At 60.8% G+C, this 21217-nt stretch carries 18 protein-coding genes and 3 tRNA genes; 15 read left to right on the top strand and 6 right to left on the bottom strand.

Going from position 1 to position 21217, the window contains the following annotated elements:
- Positions 1–73: 73 nt before the first annotated feature.
- Together JYJ39_RS11620 and JYJ39_RS11625 are read right to left on the bottom strand one after the other, a co-directional pair.
- Positions 74–150, bottom strand: a tRNA-Met gene (locus tag JYJ39_RS11620).
- Between the two features lie 108 nt (positions 151–258).
- Positions 259–879, bottom strand: a complete 621-nt coding sequence (locus JYJ39_RS11625) for a ParA family protein (RefSeq protein WP_205204504.1) — start codon at positions 877–879, stop codon at positions 259–261.
- Between the two features lie 107 nt (positions 880–986).
- On the opposite strand from JYJ39_RS11625, the gene JYJ39_RS11630 reads away from it, so the two are divergent.
- A complete protein-coding gene (locus tag JYJ39_RS11630; RefSeq protein ID WP_205204505.1) occupies positions 987–1802 on the top strand; it encodes an IclR family transcriptional regulator in 816 nt (271 codons plus the stop codon).
- On the opposite strand, the gene JYJ39_RS11635 is transcribed toward JYJ39_RS11630, so the two are convergent.
- Genes JYJ39_RS11635 through JYJ39_RS11645 form a run of 3 tightly spaced genes read right to left on the bottom strand, consistent with a single transcriptional unit; the run spans position 1721 to position 3352 of the window.
- Complete coding sequence (locus JYJ39_RS11635) at positions 1721–2422, bottom strand: chorismate--pyruvate lyase family protein (protein ID WP_205204506.1); 702 nt, start codon at positions 2420–2422, stop codon at positions 1721–1723. The genes JYJ39_RS11630 and JYJ39_RS11635 overlap by 82 nt on opposite strands.
- Positions 2346–2780: a DUF192 domain-containing protein gene (locus tag JYJ39_RS11640; RefSeq protein ID WP_205204507.1), complete on the bottom strand. Its 435-nt coding sequence runs from the start codon at positions 2778–2780 to the stop codon at positions 2346–2348. The genes JYJ39_RS11635 and JYJ39_RS11640 overlap by 77 nt, the downstream gene beginning before the upstream one ends.
- Positions 2780–3352, bottom strand: a complete 573-nt coding sequence (locus JYJ39_RS11645) for a pseudouridine synthase (protein ID WP_205204508.1) — start codon at positions 3350–3352, stop codon at positions 2780–2782. The genes JYJ39_RS11640 and JYJ39_RS11645 overlap by 1 nt, the downstream gene beginning before the upstream one ends.
- Positions 3353–3430: 78 nt before the next feature.
- On the opposite strand from JYJ39_RS11645, the gene JYJ39_RS11650 reads away from it, so the two are divergent.
- From JYJ39_RS11650 to JYJ39_RS11675, 6 genes are all read left to right on the top strand, one after another.
- Positions 3431–5704 carry an ABC transporter ATP-binding protein gene (locus JYJ39_RS11650; protein WP_205204509.1) on the top strand — a complete coding sequence of 758 codons (2274 nt, stop codon included), beginning with the start codon at positions 3431–3433 and terminating at the stop codon, positions 5702–5704.
- 10 nt (positions 5705–5714) lie between these two features.
- Positions 5715–6176, top strand: coding sequence for a DUF1854 domain-containing protein (locus tag JYJ39_RS11655; RefSeq protein ID WP_240189646.1), 462 nt, complete (start codon positions 5715–5717; stop codon positions 6174–6176).
- A 27-nt stretch (positions 6177–6203) separates the two neighbouring features.
- Positions 6204–8447: a cyanophycin synthetase gene (gene cphA, locus JYJ39_RS11660; RefSeq protein ID WP_205204513.1), complete on the top strand. Its 2244-nt coding sequence runs from the start codon at positions 6204–6206 to the stop codon at positions 8445–8447.
- Between the two features lie 19 nt (positions 8448–8466).
- Positions 8467–11055, top strand: coding sequence for a cyanophycin synthetase (gene cphA, locus JYJ39_RS11665; protein ID WP_205204515.1), 2589 nt, complete (start codon positions 8467–8469; stop codon positions 11053–11055).
- Positions 11052–11507, top strand: a complete 456-nt coding sequence (locus tag JYJ39_RS11670) for a Rap1a/Tai family immunity protein (RefSeq protein ID WP_205204517.1) — start codon at positions 11052–11054, stop codon at positions 11505–11507. The genes cphA (JYJ39_RS11665) and JYJ39_RS11670 overlap by 4 nt, the downstream gene beginning before the upstream one ends.
- A gap of 26 nt (positions 11508–11533) precedes the next feature.
- Positions 11534–11618, top strand: a tRNA-Leu gene (locus tag JYJ39_RS11675).
- Positions 11619–11808: 190 nt separating this feature from the next.
- Here JYJ39_RS11675 and JYJ39_RS11680 read toward each other — a convergent pair.
- Positions 11809–11882, bottom strand: a tRNA-Thr gene (locus JYJ39_RS11680).
- A gap of 39 nt (positions 11883–11921) precedes the next feature.
- Here JYJ39_RS11680 and JYJ39_RS11685 point away from each other — a divergent pair.
- The 8 genes from JYJ39_RS11685 to JYJ39_RS11720 all read left to right on the top strand — a co-directional run bounded on the left by JYJ39_RS11685 (position 11922) and on the right by JYJ39_RS11720 (position 21216).
- A complete protein-coding gene (locus JYJ39_RS11685) occupies positions 11922–13661 on the top strand; it encodes a GGDEF domain-containing protein (protein ID WP_205204519.1) in 1740 nt (579 codons plus the stop codon).
- A 76-nt stretch (positions 13662–13737) separates the two neighbouring features.
- Complete coding sequence (locus JYJ39_RS11690; RefSeq protein ID WP_205204521.1) at positions 13738–14628, top strand: lysophospholipid acyltransferase family protein; 891 nt, start codon at positions 13738–13740, stop codon at positions 14626–14628.
- Between the two features lie 26 nt (positions 14629–14654).
- Positions 14655–15347: a lipopolysaccharide kinase InaA family protein gene (locus JYJ39_RS11695; RefSeq protein WP_205204523.1), complete on the top strand. Its 693-nt coding sequence runs from the start codon at positions 14655–14657 to the stop codon at positions 15345–15347.
- Positions 15348–15447: 100 nt separating this feature from the next.
- Complete coding sequence (locus JYJ39_RS11700; RefSeq protein ID WP_205204525.1) at positions 15448–17196, top strand: carbamoyltransferase family protein; 1749 nt, start codon at positions 15448–15450, stop codon at positions 17194–17196.
- A gap of 1 nt (position 17197) precedes the next feature.
- A complete protein-coding gene (locus tag JYJ39_RS11705) occupies positions 17198–18304 on the top strand; it encodes a glycosyltransferase (protein WP_205204527.1) in 1107 nt (368 codons plus the stop codon).
- A 4-nt stretch (positions 18305–18308) separates the two neighbouring features.
- Positions 18309–19184, top strand: a complete 876-nt coding sequence (locus JYJ39_RS11710) for a DUF6625 family protein (RefSeq protein ID WP_205204529.1) — start codon at positions 18309–18311, stop codon at positions 19182–19184.
- Positions 19175–20338: a glycosyltransferase family 4 protein gene (locus JYJ39_RS11715; RefSeq protein ID WP_205204531.1), complete on the top strand. Its 1164-nt coding sequence runs from the start codon at positions 19175–19177 to the stop codon at positions 20336–20338. The genes JYJ39_RS11710 and JYJ39_RS11715 overlap by 10 nt, the downstream gene beginning before the upstream one ends.
- The gene (locus tag JYJ39_RS11720; RefSeq protein WP_205204532.1) at positions 20335–21216 is read left to right on the top strand and encodes a glycosyltransferase; all 882 of its coding nucleotides are present in this window, start codon (positions 20335–20337) and stop codon (positions 21214–21216) included. Before JYJ39_RS11715 ends, JYJ39_RS11720 begins: the two co-directional genes overlap by 4 nt.
- Position 21217 lies beyond the last annotated feature (1 nt).

Below are 21217 nucleotides of genomic sequence, written 5' to 3' on the forward strand. Positions count from 1 at the left end.
GGCTTCCAACGAAGCAAAGAAGCGAGATTATGAAACACTAACTAGCTTCTGTCAAATACTTTTTTCTGACTCTTGGTTGCGGGGGCAGGATTTGAACCTACGACCTTCGGGTTATGAGCCCGACGAGCTGCCAGACTGCTCCACCCCGCGTCCGTCAGAAAGGCGAATTATGGCGACTCCCCGAGGCTACGTCAACTGCTTGCGGCAATTTTTTTGATCCGGATCACGAACTAATCGACGTGAACTGTTCTTTTCCTCTTATTTTTCAAGCCACTCGATGAGCGGCTGCCATTGCTCCAGATCTTTCTTGTGCCTCGATTTCGGCGGATCGAACAACGAAGCACCGGCCGCAGCGACGTTTACATAGTTCTGTGTATTGCGCAGATACGCCAGGATCGGCAGATCGAAATGTTTGAGAAACTCTTCCAGCATCGTTGCGGCACGGGTCCGCGGATCGACCCGCATGGCCACGATACCGACCTTGTCACGCGCGCCACCGCGCAGATCGTTGCGCAGCGAGTTCAGGAAATCTTCAGTCGCCGCCATGTCAAATATGGACGGCACCAGAGGCACAACGACCTTATCCACTAGACGAATATAGTCGCTCAGCTTGTAGCCCTGCAGCCCTGCGGGCGCGTCGACAACCACCCAGTCCGTTTCTTTCGGCAGGCTGACCGCCAGCTGGTTACCACCGAAATAACCCGTAACCGCCGTCAAGTCGGGACTGCGGAAAGCCATCCAGCGCAGTGCTGATTGCTGGCGGTCCAGATCGCATAATGTCGTGCTGCGCCCGGTATTTGAAAAATACCCGGACAAATTTGTGGCCAGGGTGGTTTTCCCCGCCCCTCCCTTGGGGTTTGCTACCAGTACAGCCCGCATCGACATCTCCATTTCTTAGTTAGTAAATCGTTTTACTGTACGCAAAACGCGCGTCGGCGCATAGAATATACCTATCCATCCGCCCTCTCGATTAAGGCATCAGCATTATGGTTACTAGAGTAGCAAACGAGCGTCAAGGCATACAGTCGATTGAAGTAGGTTTCCGTCTGCTGGACGTCCTGGCGAAACATAACCGCCCCATGATGTTGCGCGACCTGGCCAAGGGCGCCGGTATGGCAGCAGCAAAAGCTCACCGTTATCTAGTCAGTTTCATGCGCATCGGCATTGTTGAGCAGGACCCCAGCAGTGGCCGTTACGATCTCGGCGCCTATGCACTTGCTCTAGGACTTTCCGGCCTCGGCCGCCTCGACCCAGTGCGTCTGGCTGGCCCGGTGCTTGATGCGCTGTGTGAAGAAATCCACGAAACCGTCGCTCTGGCTGTTTGGGGAACGCATGGCGCAACCATCGTACGTATCGTCGACGCAGGCAACCCGGTCACCATCACTCTGCGCCCGGGCTCGGTACTCCCACTGCTCAATTCAGCCACAGGGCAGGCCTTTGCTGCCTTTGGGCGCGGGCCATTCCTGAAGAAACTGGTGGATAGCGAACTGCAGGCACAAGCAAGCGCCAGCAAGATCGCTGTGACGACCTGTCGGCGTCAGCTGGAAAAAAATCTTACGGAGTTCCGTACACGCGGGCTGTCACGCGCTACCGGTAGCCTGACCCCAGGCATCAACGGTTTCAGCGTCCCGGTCTACGACTTCAATGGTCAGATGGTGGCGAGTATCACTGCCTTGGGTACCGTTGGCGATTTTGACGCGGAGTGGGACAGCCCGACCGCTCATGCCATGCTGACAGCAGCACGCTCACTCTCTGAGCGACTGGGTTTCGGCGGCATCCCAGCTGACAACGGCGAAACCTGAGTAGCACTCAGCGCCAGCACGCCGGGCACCAGAAAAACCTCCGTCACCAGCACGCAGCCCCCCTTTAAGGCGTGACTTGAGCGCCGCGCCCATAGCACGGGCTGCTCTTCATCAAGCGCGTGGCAAAGCTGTCGGTGCAGTGGATGCGTCTGTTGCAGACGCAGATACTCAATCGGGCCACGCTGAAACCCGGGATGCGTAAACAGAAGCGAGCCGAGCGAACGGCAACCCAGGCCGGCAAACCAGCGCCCCAGCGCCCCGCTGTGCGGCGCAGAAAGCACACTATGGGCGAAGACCACCGGGCGTCCATCGCACTCCAGCAACACCTCGCGTAACGGCAAACAGCGCCGGCCTTCCACCCCCATCTCAACCAGGGGGGCCGCCGATTCCTGGCGCAGCAAGCGCACACGAAAATCGCGGCAGTGGCGCAAACACCGCGCTGTCAACGAACCCGGTTCACGCAGCCAGGGACGCAGCAAGCGCGGCACCCCCACAAGCGGCAAAGCCTGCCGCCACTGCTCACGAAAACCGCTCACTGCCATCTCACCGCCCTTGCGGCGCACGCTCCAGTCCGCGCACCTTGCTTCCTGCGACGATGCCGCGCTGCGCAAACCAGCCACGGTTCATCTCCAACGCATAGCGGGCCGGGCGACGCGCACAATGATTTTCCTCGCTGTGCGGCGCCATATCGGCAATATTGATGATGCGCCCCTCGCCATCGAGAAAAGCAACGGAAAGGGGAATCAGCGTATTGCGCATCCACATGCAGTAGGTATTGTCCTGCGGAAAAACAAACAGCATGCCACGCTGGGCAGGCAGCGATTGCCGGTGCATCAGGCCGGTTTGCCGCTCGGGATCACGCGCCGCGACCTCAGCTTCGATTCTGTGAAAACCCAGGCTCAATTCAATTTGTGGCATGTCTTGCGCACCAACCCCGGTGCTCAAGAAGAAACACAGTGCCACCAGTCGTTTTTTCATCACGTTTTTCTGCCTCGTAAAAGTCCAATATCGCCTTCGAGCACACGCCACTCGCCAGGCGCCAGCCCCGTTACTGATGCCTGGCCAATGGCCGCACGCACCAGTCGCAGCACCGGATAACCTACCGCCGCGCACATCCGCCGCACCTGCCGATTCTTGCCTTCGCTGATGATGACCTCCAGCCAGCTGGTCGGAATGGCAGCACGGTAGCGAATCGGCGGGTCGCGCGGCCATAAATCGGAGGGTTCTGCGATAGGACGTACCCGCGCCGGCTGTGTCGTGAAATCGCGTAAACGCACCCCCCGCCGCAGGTGTTCCAGCGCTGGCGCGTCGGGCGCCCCTTCCACCTGCACCCAGTAAGTTTTTGCAAGCTTGTGGCGCGGTTCGGCAATCTGCGCCTGCAACCGGCCATCATCGGTCAGCAGCAACAAACCTTCACTGTCGGCGTCCAGACGACCGGCAACATAAACCTCCGGCAAAGGAATAAAATCACGCAGTCCACGCCAACGCCCTTCCGGCGTAAACTGGCTGAGTACGCCATACGGTTTATTGAAAAAAACGATTCTTGCCACGCCGGCCACACACATTACAAAACCCGGATTCTACGGCACCCTCCGCGCAAACGCCCCTTTCCCCCAGCCTCCGCTTCCATGCACGCCATTTCCAGTCCCGAACACGGGCCAGCCACCACGCTCCCCGAGCAGTGGCGAGCCTTGCTTGCCCCTTGTCTGGCCACAGACGACTCCCTCCAGGCCTACCTGATCACGGATCTCGATCACCGCCTGCATTTTGCCCCGGGACTGCTCGCTGTCAGCCGCCGGCAGCTGCATGCCATCGCGACAGATGGGCAGATTCGCAGCTGGCCGCTGACGCCAGACTTGCGCCTGACCCACCATGACCACGCCGGAGTCGGCACACTGGAATTGTTCAACGACAGGGAGCGCCTTGCGGTCTGGCGCTACACCCTGGAAAACAATCTGGCCGCCTTGCGCCTCATTAGCGAATTCGCGTTGCAGCGCGATGCAGCCCCGCGCCCGCCAGAAGAAGTGTGCCCCCGATGCAACACGCCAGTCCCCTCCGATCTGGACGAATGCCCAACCTGCAGCAGGGAAAGCAATGTCGCGCCATCCACCTGGACGCTTTTCCGTCTCTGGCGTTTTGCCCGCCCCTACCGCTGGCAACTGCTGCTCGGATTCACGCTGACCCTGCTCGCCACCGCAGCGCAACTGGTACCGCCTTATCTGACCATGCCGCTGATGGACGACGTGCTGATTCCCTTCCAGAACGGGCAGCCCATCGACTGGCCGCTGGTCAGCTGGTACCTCGGCGGCCTCTTCGGCGCAGCGGTACTGGCCTGGCTGCTCGGCTGGGCGCGCACCCTGATCCTGGCGCGGGTTTCCGAACGCATGGGGCGCGATCTGCGCACCACTACCTACCGCCACCTGCTGGGCCTGTCACTGGAATATTTTGGCGGCAAGCGCACCGGCGACCTGATGGCCCGGATCGGCAATGAAACCGACCGCATCAATATCTTCCTCTCGCTGGATTTGCTGAACTTTGCCACTGACGTGCTGATGATCACCATGACGGCGGCCATCCTGTTCTCGATCAACCCCTGGCTGGCGCTGGTCACCCTGCTGCCGCTGCCAATCATCGGCTGGCTGATCCATGTGGTACGCGAAAAGCTGCGCACCGGCTTCGAGAAGATCGACCGCGTCTGGGCCGAAGTCACCAACGTACTCGCCGACACCATCCCCGGCATCCGGGTGGTCAAAGCATTTGCACAGGAAAAGCGGGAAGCGGAGCGCTTTGCCGCCGCCAACGAGCACAATCTGGCAATGAACGACAAGCTGAACAAGACCTGGTCGTTGTTCACCCCCACCATCACCCTATTGACCGAAGTCGGCCTGCTGGTGGTCTGGGCTTTCGGTATCTGGCAGATCGCCAGCGGCGATTCCACCGTCGGCACACTCACCGCCTTTCTCGCCTATATCGGCCGCTTCTATACCCGGCTCGACTCGATGAGCCGCATCGTGTCCGCCACCCAGCGCGCGGCCTCGTCCACCAAACGTATCTTCGACATCCTGGACCACGTTTCCAGCGTGCCGGAACCCAGCCAGCCGGTGCACCTGCAGAACGTGCGCGGTCGCATCGAACTGAAGAAAGCCTCCTTCCGCTACGGCACCCGCGCCGTCACCCAGGACGTGGACCTCGTCATCGAACCCGGGGAGATGATCGGCCTGGTGGGACATTCCGGCTCTGGAAAATCCACCCTGGTCAATCTCATCTGCCGCTTCTACGATGTCAGCGCGGGCCAGATGCTGATCGACGGCATCGACGTACGCTCGGTACCCGTTGCCGAATTCCGCAGCCACATCGGCCTGGTCCTGCAGGAACCTTTCCTTTTCTTCGGCACCATCGCCGATAACATCGCTTACGGCAAACCGGACGCGACGCGCGCCGAAATCATCGCTGCCGCGCGCGCGGCGCACGCACACGAGTTCATCCTGCGCCTGCCGCACGGTTACGACTCGCTCGTCGGCGAACGCGGCCAGGGTCTCTCCGGCGGCGAACGCCAGCGTATTTCGATTGCCCGGGCGCTGCTCATCGATCCCAAAATCCTCATCCTCGACGAAGCCACCTCGGCCGTCGATACCGAAACCGAAAAGGAAATCCAGAAAGCGCTGGACAACCTCGTCAAGGGACGGACCACCATCGCCATCGCCCACCGCCTGTCCACCCTGCGCAAGGCCGACCGGTTGGTGGTGATGGATCGCGGCCGCGTCGTCGAAATCGGCAACCACGATGCCTTGATGGCGGCCGAAGGGCATTATCACAAGCTCTACATGGCGCAAGCGCGTAATGTAGACAGCGAGGCGGCGGAACCTGCCGCGCCAGACTTGCCTAAAACGACTGGCATCTGAGGAAATGAGCATGCACTTCACACTCCAGCGCGACGCCCACGGCCGCCTTGTCCTGCACACCCAGGACGGCGAGCAATACAGCGGCATCACCCCGGTCCGCGCCTTCCCCATTGCCGCCCCGGAAGAAGGGCTGGCGCTGATCAGTCAGGACGGCCGCGAAATCGCCTGGGTCGACCAACTCACCGACCTGCCCGTCGATGCCCGCCGGCTGATCGAAGAGGACTTGGCCAGCCGTGAATTCGTCCCGGAAATCGAACAACTCCTCAGCGTTTCCAGCTTCGCCTGCCCGAGTGCCTGGCAAGTCCGTACCAACCGCGGCCACACCACGCTCACCCTGAAGGGTGAAGAAGACATCCGCCGCCTTTCAGCCACCCGTCTGCTCATTGCCGACAAGAACGGCATCGAATACCTGATCCGCGACCTCAGCCAGCTTGACCGCAGCAGCCGCAAACTGCTCGACCGCTTCCTCTGACCCCTCTTTACCCCACCCTACCCGAACATGACCTCCCACGACATTCGCATCATCAAGCAGTTTTCCCTGCGTGGCCCCAGCATCTGGACCTACCCGCCCAGCCTGGAAACCTGGATCGACATCGGCGACCTGGAAGCCCTGCCCTCCAACAAGATTCCCGGTCTGTACGAGCGTCTCACCGCCTGGTTGCCCAGCCTGATCGAGCACCGCTGCAATTACGATGAACGCGGCGGTTTCCTGCGCCGGCTGCAGGAAGGCACCTGGGCCGGCCACATCCTGGAGCATGTGGTACTGGAACTGATGAGCCTGGCCGGCCTGCCCGACGGTTTCGGACGCACCCGCGAAACCAGCACCCCCGGTGTCTACAAGCTCATCGTCAGCGATTTCCACGGCGAATGCACCCGTCTGGCGCTGGCGCAGGGACGCGAATTGCTGCTCGCCGCCATCAACAACCAGGCCTACGATCTGGCCGCCGCCAACAAGGCGTTGCGACGCAAGGTGGATCGCAAATATCTCGGCCCCTCCACTGCCGCCATCGTTGAAGCGGCGGAAGCACGCAAGATTCCGCACATCCGCCTGCTGGATGACGGCAATCTGGTGCAACTTGGCTACGGTGCCGCCATGCGCCGCATCTGGACAGCGGAAACGGATCAGACCAGCGCTATTGCCGAAACCATTTCGCGCGACAAAGACCTGACCAAGGACCTGATCAGCGCTGCCGGCGTCCCGGTGCCTGAGGGGCGCGAGGTCAACGACGCCGACGATGCCGTGGAGGCTGCCGAGGACATCGGTTACCCGGTCGTGGTCAAACCCACCGACGGCAACCATGGCCGCGGCGTGTTCATCGATCTAGTTACCCCGGAAGCGGTGCGCAAAGCCTACGCCATTGCCGTCGACGAAGGCTCGGGAGTGCTGGTCGAGCGTTCCATCGCCGGCAGTGAACACCGCCTGCTGGTCGTCGGCGACAAACTGGTGGCGGCCAATCGCAGCGACCTCATCACCGTCACCGGTGACGGCCGCTCCAGCGTGCTTGAACTAATCGCCAGCCAGGTCAATAGCGATCCACGCCGCGGCGAAAGCGAATTGCACCCGCTCTCGATCATCCGTATCGATACCGCCGCCCGCATTGAACTCGAACGTCAGGGGCTGGACGGTGACAGCGTCCCCGCTGCCGGGCGCGAAGTGCTCATCCAGCGCAACGCCAACCATGCCTTCGACTGCACCGACGAAGTGCATCCCGAAACTGCGGCCATCGCCGCGCTCGCCGCGCGTGTCGTGGGTCTCGACATCGCTGGCATCGACCTCGTCTGCCGCGACATTTCCCAGCCGCTGGCCAGCCAGGGCGGGGCCATTGTCGAAGTCAATGCCGGCCCCAGCCTGCTGATGCATCTGAAACCCGGTATCGGCAAACCGCGACCGGTCGGTCAGGCCATCGTTGACAACCTGTTTGCCGCCGACCGCAGCGGCCGCATTCCGGTCATCGGCGTCTCCGGGTCGCGCGGCAAGACCCCGGTCGCCCGCCTGCTGGCGCACATGTTGCATTTATCTGGCCTGCGCAGCGGGCTTGCCTGCAGCGCCGGACTGTATCTCGGCAACCGGCACATCCAGAACAAGGATGCTGCCAACTGGGCCGGCGGACGCCGGCTGCTCCTCAACCGCGGCGTCGATGCAGCAGTCATCGAAAACGGCAGTCGCGTCATCCTCGGCGAAGGCCTGCCTTACGACCGCTGCCAGATCGGCATCGTCACCAATGTGTTGCCGGATACGGAAGACCTCTCCGCCTGGGACATCCAACCGACCGGCAGCGAGTATTACACCACCTGGCGCGCCACCTACCGTACCCAGATCGATGTCATCCTGGCCAGCGGTGCAGCCGTCCTCAACGCCGAAGACCCGCTGACGGAGGAGTTCATTCCCCTGTGCGACGGTGAAGTCATCCTCTTCTCCACCAACCCGGACGCTCCGCTCCTCGATCAGCACCTCGGTGCCGGCAAACGCGCCGTTTACGTCAGCGAAAGCCGTCTCTACCTGGGGAGCGGCGAGGAAGAAATACGCCTCTGCCGCCTGGGCGACGTCCCCTGCATCGGCAAGGAAAAACACCCGCACACCATCGCCGCCACCCTGGCTGCCGTGGCCGCTGCCTGGGGTCTGGGGCTATCGCAGGATGTGATCGTCACCGGGTTGCGCACCTATGGCCTCGACCTCGCCGACCCCTTTGCCCTGCTGCCGCGCCGCGCCCGCAAGTCCGCCCACCTCGCCAACCGCATCTGATTCTCACGACAAGACCATCATGGACGTTTCCCGCATTCGCGCCCTGCGCGGCCCCAATCTGTGGAGCCGCCACACCGCCATCCAGGCCATCGTTACCTGCACCGGCAACGAGCTCGCCATCGCCCGCCTGCCCGGCTTCGAAACCCGCCTGCGCGCCCGTTTTCCCGAGCTGGGCGAACTCATTCCCACCGACCACCTGGACAGCGTCTCCATGGCCCACGCCCTGGAATATGCCGCGCTCGGCCTGCAAGCCCAGGCCGGTTGCCCGGTCACTTTCAGCCGCACGACGCAAACGGTTGACACCGGCGTCTATCAGGTCGTCGTCGAATACACCGAAGAAGACGTCGGCCGCCTCGCCTTCGAACGCGCCGAACAGTTGTGCCAGGCCGCGCTTGACGACACCCCCTTCGACCTCGACGCAACGCTCAAGGAATTGCGCGAGCTGGACGAGGACATCCGCCTCGGCCCTTCCACCGGCGCCATCGTGGCCGCAGCGGCGGCGCGCCACATCCCTATCCGCCGTCTGACGCAGGGTAGCCTGGTACAACTGGGCTGGGGCAGCAAGCAAAAACGCATCCAGGCCGCCGAAACCAGCTTCACCAGCGCCATCGCCGAAGCCATCGCGCAAGACAAGGAACTGACCAAGCAACTCCTGCACGCTGCCGGCGTTGCGGTGCCCTACGGCCGCCCGGTAGACGACGAAGACGATGCCTGGGCGGCCGCCCAGGAAATCGGCCTGCCGGTAGTGGTCAAGCCGCAGGACGGCAACCAGGGCAAGGGCATCTCGGTCAATCTGACCACGGAAGAACAAATCCGCCAGGCTTATCGCGTTGCCATCGAGTTTCGTGACAACATCATGGTCGAACGCTTTCTCCCCGGCCACGACTACCGTCTGCTGGTCATCGGCGACAAGCTGATCGCCGCCGCCCGGCGCGAACCGCCATTGGTCATCGGCGATGGTACGCACAGCGTGCGCGAGCTGGTAGACATCGTCAACAGCGACCCCCGCCGCTCCGATGGTCACGCCACCTCCCTGACCAAGATCCGCTTCGACGACATCGCCCTCGCCCGTCTGGCTGAACAGGGCTATACCGCCGACAGCGTACCGGAACGTGGCGCGCGCGTGATTCTGCGCAACAACGCCAATCTGTCCACCGGCGGCACGGCCACCGATGTCACCGACGACGTACACCCCGAGCTCGCAGCTGCCGCAGTCGCCGCCGCGCAAACCGTGGGCCTCGACATCGCCGGCATCGACGTCGTCTGCGAAACCATGCTCAAACCGCTCGAAGCACAGGGCGGCGGTATCGTCGAAGTCAATGCCGCGCCGGGGCTGCGCATGCACCTCGCCCCCTCCTTTGGCAAAGGCCGCCCGGTCGGCGAAGCCATTATCGGCATGATGTATCCGGAAGGCAGCGACGGCAAAGCCGACAATGGCCGCATCCCGGTCGTCGCCGTGACCGGCACCAACGGCAAAACCACCACCAGCCGGCTGATCGGTCGCATCTTCGAAGAAAATGGCCTGCGCGTCGGCATGACCAGCACCGACGGCATCTACGTGCAGAATCAGCGCATCGACGACGGCGACTGCTCTGGTCCGCGCAGCGCCCGCAACGTCCTGGCCCACCCCGACGTCGATGCAGCGGTGCTGGAAACCGCGCGCGGCGGCCTGCTGCGCGAGGGGCTGGGCTTCGACATGTGCGATGTCGCCGTGGTCACCAACATCGGCCTGGGCGATCACCTCGGCCTCAACTACATCACCACCGTGCATGATCTGGCGGTGATCAAGCGCGTCATCGTCGAAAACGTCGCACCTACCGGCTACGCCGTGCTCAATGCGGCCGACCCCGTGGTCGCCGCCATGGCGCCGCACTGCTCCGGTTCGGTCATCTTCTTTGCCCTTGACCCCCTGCACCCCGTACTCGCCACTCACCGAGCCCAGGGCAAACGTGTGCTTTATGTCGACAAAGGCGACATCGTCTGCGGCGAAGGCCGCAAAAAGCAGCGCTTGCCGCTGGCGGACATTCCGCTCACGCGTAACGGCAGCATCGGCTTTCAGGTTGAAAACGCCATGGCGGCCATCGCCACCGCCTGGGCCCTGAACTACGACTGGGACACCATCAGCCGCGCCCTGTCGGGTTTTGTCAGCGATGCCGCCACCGCCCCCGGTCGCTTCAACGTATTCGATTACAAAGGCGCCACCCTGATCGCCGATTACGGCCATAACCCAGATGCCATGCTGGCGCTGGTCCGCGCGGTGGACGCCATGCCCGCCAGCAAACGTGTCGTCGTCATCAGCGGCGCGGGAGACCGTCGCGATGAGGATATCCGCCAGCAAACGGAAATCCTCGGCACTGCTTTCGACGAAGTCGTCCTCTATCAGGACGCCTGCCAGCGCGGCCGAGCCGATGGTGAAGTCATCAACCTGTTGCGCGACGGCCTGAAAAACGCCAAGCGTGTTCGCCATGTCGAAGCCATCACCGGCGAATTCCTTGCCATCGACACGGCACTGGCCCGTCTGCAAAGCGGCGACCTGTGCCTGATCCTGATCGATCAGGTGGAAGAAGCTCTTGCCCACATCGCCCAGCGCATTGCGGAAAACACATGATCCGCTATTTCCTCCCACTCGCCGCCTGCCTTGCCGGCGGCAATGTCCATGCCTACGAAGCCCGTGAACTGCTGGAAGACTGCCGTGCCGCGGAGCGTTTCTATGCTGGCGAGAAAACCGGAGGTGACACGCTGGCGGCGCTCCGCAGCGGTCGTTGCATCGCTTACGTCGCCGGCTTTGCCGACGGCTATGCCGTCAGCGACTACCTCACCGAGAAAATCGGCGTGCGCCTCAACGCATTCTGCCTGCCGCAGGACCGCGAACTTTCCCGCCGCCTGGTCCGCGCCGTAGTCATCCACGTTGAACGGGTCCCACCAGAGACCACCATGAGCACCGCCAACCTGGTCGCTGGCGCATTTGCCAAGGCCTTCCCCTGCCCGGAACCTGCGCCGGAGAAAGCTGCGAGCAAGGAAAGTGAAAAACCTCCAGCAAAGCTTGAACGCACCCGATGATTCATGGATAATCCGCACTCCCCCCGGCCCCGGTGGCGGAATCGGTAGACGCAGCGGATTCAAAATCCGCCGCCGAAAGGCGTGCCAGTTCGAGTCTGGCTCGGGGCACCATGACAAGCAACCCGTTCGATCAGCCGTGATCAACGGGTTTTTTGTTGTCGTATTTACATACAAAACACATAAAAAACCTTATTTCTTGTTAATCTTGCTGGCCAGAAAAAGGCATAAAAAAAAACCCCGCGACACCCTTGCAAAAAAGCTCAGGTCATCCGGGGATGCATGCACAACACGAACAAGACTTTGGTGCCCCCAGTCGGAATCGAACCAACACCTGATGATTACAAATCAACTGCACGACCTTCATGCTATGGGGGCAGGGTCGGGGCGCGATTATAGCCGAAAGCACTGCGAATTATGTCCAACCCTAGCACTCCCTTCGAAATCGCTCGCGAAACCTTGAAGCAACTGGCCGTACGCCGCATTGCGCCGACCCCGGATCACTATCTGACGCTGTACCACGAAATCGCCGGCTCCGACCCGGCACAAAGCTCCTTTCCCCAGCATCACCTGCGCGCCCTGACGGCTGCGTTGCCACGCAACAGTCCGGAACAACTGGGGCTCATCCGTCGCCTCGAAGAGCACATCAAGAACAGCAACTGGGAAGGCTACCGCGGCACATTGTGCGATTTCCTCAATGGTCTGATCGAAGCACAGAAAATCAACTGGTCGGAACTCATCAGCCAGTTGCTGCAGCAATGGGATGCCCGGCACCAGGGCCTGACATCGGCGCGCAAAAGGGAGATGCTGGAACACGTTCTGAACGCCAGTAGCAGCAATCCAGAAACGCTGTACGGGCGGCTGCAGAACCTGCTCAAATCGTGGGGAGAAGGCCTGAGCGGCGAATTTACTGCCACCAACATCAACGTCACCACCGGTGAGCAGAATGCCAGCGAGGGGCTCGATGCGGCGCTGAAAAACCTGCTCGCTTTCACCCTCGAGACTGTAATCGCCGGCCAGCTGGCACACGAACCCCGCCTGGCCGCCGAGGCACACCGCCTGGCCGCCGAGGTGGCGCAAATCCACGGCAACGAAGGCATCGAGCACTGCCTTGGTCAGTTCAAGCGTTTTGCCTTCAAGCTGGAATTGCTGGCAGAGGACGACCAGGAGCTCCGCCAGAGCCTGCTGCAACTGCTGCAATTACTCGTCACCAACATCAACGAACTGGTCATTGACGATCGCTGGCTGCATGGGCAGATCGAAGTCGTCCGCGAAATCATTGACCAACCCTTGTCGCAGCGCAGCCTGGACGATGCCGGGCGACGCCTGAAGGAAGTGCTGTACAAACAAAGCCAGCTAAAAGCCAGCTTGTTCGAAGCACGCGATGCCATCAAGCAAATGCTGGCCGGTTTCGTCGACCAACTGGCTGACTTTGCCGATACCACGTCCGATTACCACAACAAAATCGAGGTTTACGCCGACCGGATCAGCGCCGCCAACGACATCAGCGAGCTGGAAAGCGTGATTGCCGAGGTCATGCGCGAAACACACAATGTGCAGCTGAACGCCCAGCGCTCGCACGATGAGCTGCGTTCGGCACAGGAGAAAGTACGCCAGGCCGAGGGACGCATCCGCGAACTCGAGCGCGAGCTTGAGGCCACCAGCGATCTGGTGCGTCACGACCAGCTCACCGGCGTCCTCAACCGGCGCGGGCTGGACGACATGTTCGCCAAGGAAATGGCACGCACCCGCCGCCACGACAGTTCCTTGTGCGTTGGCCTACTCGATATCGATAACTTCAAGAAACTCAATGACAGCCTGGGCCACACCGCCGGCGACCAGGCACTCATCCACCTGGCCACCGTCTGTCGGCAAACCCTGCGCCCGCAGGACAGCATTGCCCGTTACGGCGGCGAAGAATTCATCATCCTGTTGCCTGACACCAATCTGACCGAAGCCACCCACGCCTTGACCCGCCTGCAGCGCGAACTGACCAAGCGTTTCTTCCTGCATGACAACGAAAAAGTACTGATCACGTTTAGTGCCGGCGTCACCGAAGTCCTTGCCGAGGACGACCAGACCAGCGTGGTCAATCGCGCCGATACCGCCATGTACCAAGCCAAGCAAAGCGGCAAGAACCGGGTGATCAGCGCATGAAGCCGGTGGCAATCGGTTAAACTCGCGTCTTTCCGAGATTTTGGCCGCACTGCGCGGCCAATTCATTTTTGCGCTCATGCTCACCCGCCTCCCGGGCCTGCTGGCCGTTTTCATCCTGTGGCTGCTGCACTTCCTGCCACTGCCCGTGCTCGCCCTGCTGGGGCGCGCCCTGGGTCGGCTGCTGTATGTCCTTGCCCGCAGCCGGCGACGGGTAGCGCAAAGAAACATCGACCTCTGCTTTCCTGAGCTACCCGCCGAAGAAAGACGCAAACTGACGCGCGAGCACTTCGCGCTGCTCGGGCGCAGCATGCTTGAGCGCGCCATTCTGTGGTGGGGCAGCGACGCACGCATCCGCCACCTGGTCCGCGTCGAAGGCGAGGAACACATTCATGCCGCGCGGACCGCCGGCCGCCCCGTAATCCTCCTGGCCCCTCATTTCCTCGGCCTGGATGCGGGCGGCGTCGCCATCACCCAGCGTTTTGACATCGTCAGCATCTACTCGAAACAAAGCAACCCGGTATTCGACCAGGCCGTTTTGCGCGGACGCAGCCGTTTTGGCAACCAACTCCTGATTTCCCGCGACGACAGTGCCCGCCCCACCGTCAAGGCCATGAAGGCCGGGCGTCCGTTCTACTACCTGCCCGATATCAGCCCACGCCGGCGTGACGCGGTATTCGTCCCCTTTTTCGGCATTGCCACCGCCACCATCACAGGGCTACCCCGGCTGGCCAAAGCTGCCGGCGCGGTGGTGCTACCCTGCGTCACTCGCATGCTGCCCGGTAGCGCCGGCTACGTCGTGCAGATTGGTCCGGCGTGGCCTGACTTTCCCGGTGCCGACCCCGTCGCTGACGCCACCCGCATGAACGCCTGGATCGAAGCCGAAATCCGCAAGATGCCAAGCCAGTACTACTGGGTGCACCGCCGCTTCAAGACCCGCCCGCAGCGCAGCGACCCCAGCCTTTATTAAACACTGCCGGAAACCACAAACACGCCATGTCCGCCCCCTCTCTTCCCACCGCGCAACTCCCTGACGATTTCGCCGGCTGGTGGTCTCTCCCGGCAGAATGGATCGAAGAGCCCAACGTCCGCCGTGCCGGCTGGAGCGGCATGGCGACCTGCCATATCAACGGCGCCCGCTATTTCATCAAGAAACAGTGCAATCACTGCTATCGCAGCCTGGCCCATCCCTTCGGCCGGCCAACGACGGAGCGCGAGTATGCCAACATCTGCCGCCTGCAAACGCTGGGACTGCGCGTACCGGAACCGGTATTTCACGCCAGCCGTAAAACAGAGGAAGGCTTCCTCGGCCTGCTCGTCACCCGCGACCTGAGTGGCTTCAAAGCACTGGACGACCTCCACGACCTCACCCCTGCCGTCAAACTCCAGCTTGCAGCCGCAGTCGGCAGCGCCGCCGGCTGCATGCACCGGGCTCACCTGCAGCACAGCTGTTTCTATGGCAAGCACATCATGGTGCGCTGGCCGGAACAGCACGCCGACAGCGCGCCCGAAGTGGCCTTCATCGATCTAGAGAAACTACGCCGCCCCCCGCTGCCCTGGCGTGCGGCCGCCCACGACCTGAGTCAGCTACGCCGCCACCAGCAGCTGTGGAACGAAACTGAGTGGGCACATCTCCTCGCCGCGCACCGTGCTGCAATGGCAGGCCAAGCAGGTATACTTCGCACCTGATCCACCAACAAAAACAGGCATGGGCAGATGCTGTCGTCGATGGTCACAGAATATCCCGACCCCCTAACTGACAGCCCCCTCCTTCACACCTTTTTCCTACATGTCCCTGACCATCCTCGGCCTTTCCGGCGCCCTCACCCACGACCCTTCGGCAGCCCTGTACATCGACGGCAAGCTCGTCGCCGCCGCTGAAGAAGAACGCTTCGTGCGCGACAAGCATGCCAAGAACCGCATGCCCTACGAAGCCGCCCGCTTCTGCCTGGATTTCGCCGGCATCAAGCCGAAGGACGTCACCGCCGTGGCCATTCCCTTTGCGCCGATCAGCCTCGCCGACAAGGCGCGCTGGCATTACGCCAAGCGCTACTGGTACGCCCCCGACCGTGCGCTCGACGCGCTGCTCACCGGCAACCGCCGCTTCAAGCGCTACAAGAAACGCATTGAATGGTGCCTGGCGCAGCTCGGTTTCGATCTTTCGAAGACCGAAATCATCCCGGTCGAACACCACCTGACGCACGCCTCCTCCGCCTACCACTGCTCCGGCTTCACCGAAAAAACGGCGATCCTCGGCATCGACGGCAAGGGCGAATACGCCACCACCTTCTTCGGCGTCGGCGAGAACGGCAAGATCCGCAAGATCAAGGAGTTCTACGATCCGGATTCGCTCGGCGGCCTGTACGGCGCGATCACCGAATACCTCGGCTTCGAGATGCTCGACGGCGAATACAAGGTGATGGGCATGGCCCCCTACGGCGACCCGAGCAAGTACGATTTCTCGCGCCTGGCCAGGTTCGAGAACGGCGAGCTGATCATCAACACCGACTACGCCAACGTGATCGGTTTCCGCCGCTACAAGGAAAAGGGCAAGGGCTACTACTTCTCGCCCAAGCTGATCGAATGGCTCGGCCCGATGCGCCACGGCGACATCGCCGACGACCCCTACATCCACTACGCGGCGAGCATGCAGAAGCTGTTCGAGGACCTGGCGCTGCAGATGATGGACTACTACCTCGGCGACATCCTCAAGGAAACCGGCAAGCTGGTCTTCGCCGGCGGCGGCGCCTTGAACGTCAAGCTCAACCAGAAGATCATCGCCCGCCCGGAACTCAAGGAACTCTTCGTCCAGCCGGCTTCCGGCGATGCCGGCACGGCCATCGGCGCCGCCGCCTACGTCTCGGTCGAACGCGGCGTGCCGGTCGAGAAGATGGAACACGTCTATCTCGGTCCGGAATACAGTAACGAGGACGTCATCGCCGCCTGCGCCCGCCATCCGGCCAAGCCGCAATACGAAGTCATCGCCAATGGCGACAGCGCCGTGCCCGAACGCATCGCGCAGATTCTCGCCGACGGCAACCCGGTCGCCTGGTTCCAGGGGCGCATGGAATTCGGCCCGCGCGCACTCGGCGGTCGCTCCATCCTCGGCTGCCCGAGCGCCCCCGGCGTCGCCGACCGGATCAACGAGCAAATCAAGTTCCGCGAACGCTGGCGCCCCTTCTGCCCAAGCATGCTCGACACGGTCGGCCCGCAGATGCTGGGCAGCGACCACCCCGCACCGTTCATGACCTTCACCTTCGAAGTCGCCGAGGAATGGAAGAGCCGCGTCCCGGAAGTCGTGCACGAAGACGGCACCTCGCGCGCCCAGGTACTCAAGCGCGAATACAACCCGCGTTACTACGACCTGATGCAGCAGATGGAAAAGCTGACCGGCAACGGCGTCGTGCTCAACACCTCGCTCAACCGCCGCGGCGAACCGATGATCTGCTCGCCGACCGACGCGCTGAACATGTTCTTCGGGTCAGATTTGCAATATCTGATCATGCAGGATGTGCTGGTGGTGAAGAGTACTGACTAACATGGACCGCTGGATTCTCCAGTTCTGCCACGGCTACGATGGTCCTTTCATGGACTGTGCCCGGCAATATGCCGTGTTGTTCGAGGACACCCCCTACAAAGTGTGCACCGTTTACCTGACCGGCACCCCTGATCCAGCAGTCGTCGCTGGATCAGCTTCCGATGAGGTGGTCTTTCTCGATTACAGCAGTGCTCAGATTCGCGGTCTCAAACTCGCCGCCATCCGCGATCTGCGCAAAATCGTCGCCAGCCGCGACTTTGACCTGTGCATCGCCCACCGCTTCAAGCCCATTTACATTACGCTGCTAGCCAGCAAACTGCCCGTCATCGGCGTGCACCACGCCTTCGGCGACTACCAGCGCCGCTCGCGTCGCCTGTTTACCCATATTTTCCGCCAGCGTCTGATGCTGCTGGGCGTCTCCAACGCGGTTCGTGACGACATTCGCCGCTGTCTGCCCGCGTGGCCCGCCGAACGTATCGCCACACTGCACAACCGCATCGACATTTCCGCCGTGCAGGCCGGGCAACTTTCACGTAGCACCGCGCGCGCCCAGCTGGGACTCCCGGAAGAGGCCTGGATCGTCGGCAACGTCGGCCGCCTGCACCCGGACAAGGATCAAGCCACCCTGATCAAGGGCTTTGCCCAAGCGCTCCCCAAACTCCCTACCAACAGCCTGCTCGTCATTCTTGGACAGGGGCGTCTGGAATCCGAACTGCGCGCCCTGGCCGGAAAACTCGGCGTTGCCGCCAGCGTGCGCTTCCTTGGCCAGGTGCCGCAAGCACGCAATTATTTTCGCGCCTTTGATCTTTTTGCTCTCAGCTCCGACCACGAACCTTTCGGCATGGTGCTGCTGGAGGCAATGGCGGCAGGCGTCCCCATCGTCTGCACGGATTGCGGGGGGGCAAAAGAAATCGTCTCTGATCCCAAAATGCGTTTCCCCTTAGGGCAACAGCATGCGCTTGCCGAACTATTGATCGATACGTCGCGCAAACCGCAAGAGCACGGCCAGCCGCCCGCAGAGCTGAGTAAAAAATTCAGTGACCAATCCGCGAAAAACACCTTCAATCAACTCACCCGGCAATTCCTCAACGCCGGCGACCCGCAATAAACCCATGAATGCGCCATCCATCTGCTTCATCATTCCCTACTTTGGGAAGTGGCCATTCTGGCTGCCTTTGTTCCTGGAAAGCTGCCGGCACAACCCTGATATCAACTGGTTGATTTTCACTGACTGCGGAGTCCCTGAAAATCTTCCCAAAAATGTTCTCATTGAAGAAATCGGCTATGCAGATTATTGCGCACTGGTTGGAGAGAAATTAAACATCAAGTTTTCACCCAGAGATGCTTATAAGCTTTGCGACATAAAACCGGCGCTCGGACATATTCACCAGGACTCCCTGAAGCATTTTGATTTCTGGGCCTGGGGCGATCTGGATCTCGTTTATGGCGACCTGCGTGCCTACTACACGCCGGAGCGGCTCGCCCGCCACGATCTGTATTCAACGCATGCCCGGCGGGTTTCAGGCCACCTGTGCCTGATCCGCAACACCGAACGCATGCGTCAGGCTTTCCGCAAAATTCCGCGCTGGGAGCAACGTTTTGCAGATCAGGCGCACCATGCGCTCGATGAAGGCGCATTTACCCGGATTTTCCTGTGGCGCAAGAACTTCCCTCCTCTCCTGTTCAATCTGGTCGGCAAATTCAATCCCTGGCGACGGCGCAGCGAATTCATCGAAGCCTACAGTACGCCCAATGGCTGCATCGCCTGGACCGATCGGAGCTTTGATTTTCCCCGTCAATGGTTCTGGACGCAGGGGCGCGTCACCAATGACCTAGATAAAAACCGGGAATTTCCTTATTTCCACTTTGCCATCTGGAAGCGTGATACTTGGCCACAGCATGCGATCCCTTGTCCGCAAGAAATCGCACAACTGGCAGCGCGCCCTGCCTGGTTGATAGATGAAAAGGGGTTTCACGAATGTCCCTGAATCAAACCCGCCGCTTCAAGGTGTTGCAACTGCATCCTGACTACAACATCAAGACCAGGGATTTCGCCGATCTGGGCGAGCAAATTCTCAAAGCCTTGCCGGTTGAGCGCTATCAAACCGTCACTGCTTTCTTGCGTGGAAAACCCGAGCCTGGGCAACCCGAGAGCCGCGCCGAACAATCGATATATTTCGAATTTACGGATGCCCAACTCAAAGGCATGCGTCTGCGGGCCATGTGGCAGCTCTACCGATACTGTGCAAAAGAAAAATTCGATATCGTCATCTGCAACCGTTTCAAGCCGGTGAACATGATGCTCACCCTCAATCGCTGGCTGAAAATCCCGCTGTGCATCGGCATCGCTCACGGGTTTGGCGAATACAAACGCGGCTACCGGCGACGCCAGACCGCCCGCCTGGTCAATCGAGCCTGGCGCTTTATCGGGGTATCGCCGGCAGTCCGGCAATATTTGCTGGACTGCCGGTGCGGATTTACTGAAAAAAACACGATTACCATCGCCAATTCCATTGATGTCGCTCAAGCAAGATCGCTACAACTTACACGTGAAGATGCTCGACAACAACTCGGCTTAAACCAGAGCGCCCGTTTCATCGGGGCTATTGGGCGCCTTGTTCCGGTTAAAGGTCACATTTATTTAATTCGTGCTTTTGCACAGATCGCCCATAAACACCCTCACGCCCAGCTCGCAATTATCGGCGAAGGTCGTGAAAAGGAACATCTCCTCGGGGAAATCAAACAACTCAATCTAACAGACCGTATTCATCTGCTCGGCTTCCACGAAAATGCATTGCGCTTTGTACGCGCATTCGACATATGGGCCATGCCTTCACTCTCCGAGGGCCTGAGCCTAGCGCAAATGGAAGGAATGAGTGGCTGCTTACCAAGTATTGGAACGAATATCCCGGCCATGTTACAGCTCATCGAAGGTTCTGGTGGCATCGCTGTGCCCCCAAAAGATACAACCGCACTGAGCCAGGCTCTGGATGAATATCTCAAACTCAGCGACGCGGAATTGGCGCAAAAAGGTGAGCAGGCTTACAACTACCTGATTACGCACCACGATATCGAAAGTTTCCGCCACCAATACCTGACCCTGATCGAATCGGGTTTGCAGCAAGCCGGTCTCAATCCATGAATATCCCCCTCCCTCTCGTTACCGTCATCGTCGCCTCATACAACCACGGCCCTTATATCGAAGCCTGCCTGCTCAGCGTGCTCCAGCAAAGCTATCCGAACATTGAGCTGCTTGTCATTGACGACGGCTCCAGCGATGACAGCGTGGCGCGTATCGAAAAACTGCAGAACGAGCACGGTTTCGATTTCCACGTGCAGAAAAACCAGGGGCTCACCCGTACCCTCAATGCCGCGATCGCGAGAGCCAAGGGCAGCCTGATCGCCCCTTTCGGCTCGGATGACATCATGTTTCCGGAGCGGATCGCCAAACAGGTGCATTACATGCAGGACAAGCCGGAAGTGGGCATCTGCGCCGGCAATATCGAGTTGATGGACTCCGAAGGCAACCCGTTTCCGGAAAAACGCCAGCAACGGGACATACCCTTCCGTCGCCTGGATTTCGAGGATGTTTTCCTGGAACGCAAGCCTTATCCGCCTGCACCAACCCTCCTGTTTCGCAAGGAGGCGCTGGAAAAAGTGGGCGGCTTCGACCCTGAAATCCGCCTAGAGGACCTGTTGATCGAACTCAAGATCACCCATGCGGGCTATTACATCGACTGCCTTGGCGAACCTCTGGCCCGCTATCGTAAACACGCCACCAACACGTACAAGAATCACCGTTTCATGGCCGATAACATCTTGCGCACCTATACCGTATTTAAGGATCACCCACAGTACGAGGCCGTGCGCATTCGCTTTCTCTCATCCATGTTCCTGAAATGCGCCAACCGCGACCGCGCCCTGGCCAGGGAGTTTCTGGCACAAATTCCCATTAGCCAGTGGAACAAGAAAGTCTGGCGCGGCCTGGTGCGACTATTGCTTCCGCTGGAAAAACGCTGAA

Source organism: Azonexus hydrophilus (assembly GCF_905120355.1).
In the GTDB taxonomy this organism is placed as follows: Bacteria; Pseudomonadota; Gammaproteobacteria; order Burkholderiales; family Rhodocyclaceae; genus Azonexus.

Coding starts and splice junctions, on each gene's coding strand:
- JYJ39_RS11625 (WP_205204504.1), bottom strand. CDS start 879: ATGCGGGCTGTACTGGTAGCAAACCCCAAGGGAGGGGCGGGGAAAACC.
- JYJ39_RS11630 (WP_205204505.1), top strand. CDS start 987: ATGGTTACTAGAGTAGCAAACGAGCGTCAAGGCATACAGTCGATTGAA.
- JYJ39_RS11640 (WP_205204507.1), bottom strand. CDS start 2,780: ATGAAAAAACGACTGGTGGCACTGTGTTTCTTCTTGAGCACCGGGGTT.
- JYJ39_RS11650 (WP_205204509.1), top strand. CDS start 3,431: ATGCACGCCATTTCCAGTCCCGAACACGGGCCAGCCACCACGCTCCCC.
- JYJ39_RS11655 (WP_240189646.1), top strand. CDS start 5,715: ATGCACTTCACACTCCAGCGCGACGCCCACGGCCGCCTTGTCCTGCAC.
- cphA (WP_205204513.1), top strand. CDS start 6,204: ATGACCTCCCACGACATTCGCATCATCAAGCAGTTTTCCCTGCGTGGC.
- cphA (WP_205204515.1), top strand. CDS start 8,467: ATGGACGTTTCCCGCATTCGCGCCCTGCGCGGCCCCAATCTGTGGAGC.
- JYJ39_RS11670 (WP_205204517.1), top strand. CDS start 11,052: ATGATCCGCTATTTCCTCCCACTCGCCGCCTGCCTTGCCGGCGGCAAT.
- JYJ39_RS11685 (WP_205204519.1), top strand. CDS start 11,922: ATGTCCAACCCTAGCACTCCCTTCGAAATCGCTCGCGAAACCTTGAAG.
- JYJ39_RS11690 (WP_205204521.1), top strand. CDS start 13,738: ATGCTCACCCGCCTCCCGGGCCTGCTGGCCGTTTTCATCCTGTGGCTG.
- JYJ39_RS11695 (WP_205204523.1), top strand. CDS start 14,655: ATGTCCGCCCCCTCTCTTCCCACCGCGCAACTCCCTGACGATTTCGCC.
- JYJ39_RS11700 (WP_205204525.1), top strand. CDS start 15,448: ATGTCCCTGACCATCCTCGGCCTTTCCGGCGCCCTCACCCACGACCCT.
- JYJ39_RS11705 (WP_205204527.1), top strand. CDS start 17,198: ATGGACCGCTGGATTCTCCAGTTCTGCCACGGCTACGATGGTCCTTTC.
- JYJ39_RS11710 (WP_205204529.1), top strand. CDS start 18,309: ATGAATGCGCCATCCATCTGCTTCATCATTCCCTACTTTGGGAAGTGG.
- JYJ39_RS11715 (WP_205204531.1), top strand. CDS start 19,175: ATGTCCCTGAATCAAACCCGCCGCTTCAAGGTGTTGCAACTGCATCCT.
- JYJ39_RS11720 (WP_205204532.1), top strand. CDS start 20,335: ATGAATATCCCCCTCCCTCTCGTTACCGTCATCGTCGCCTCATACAAC.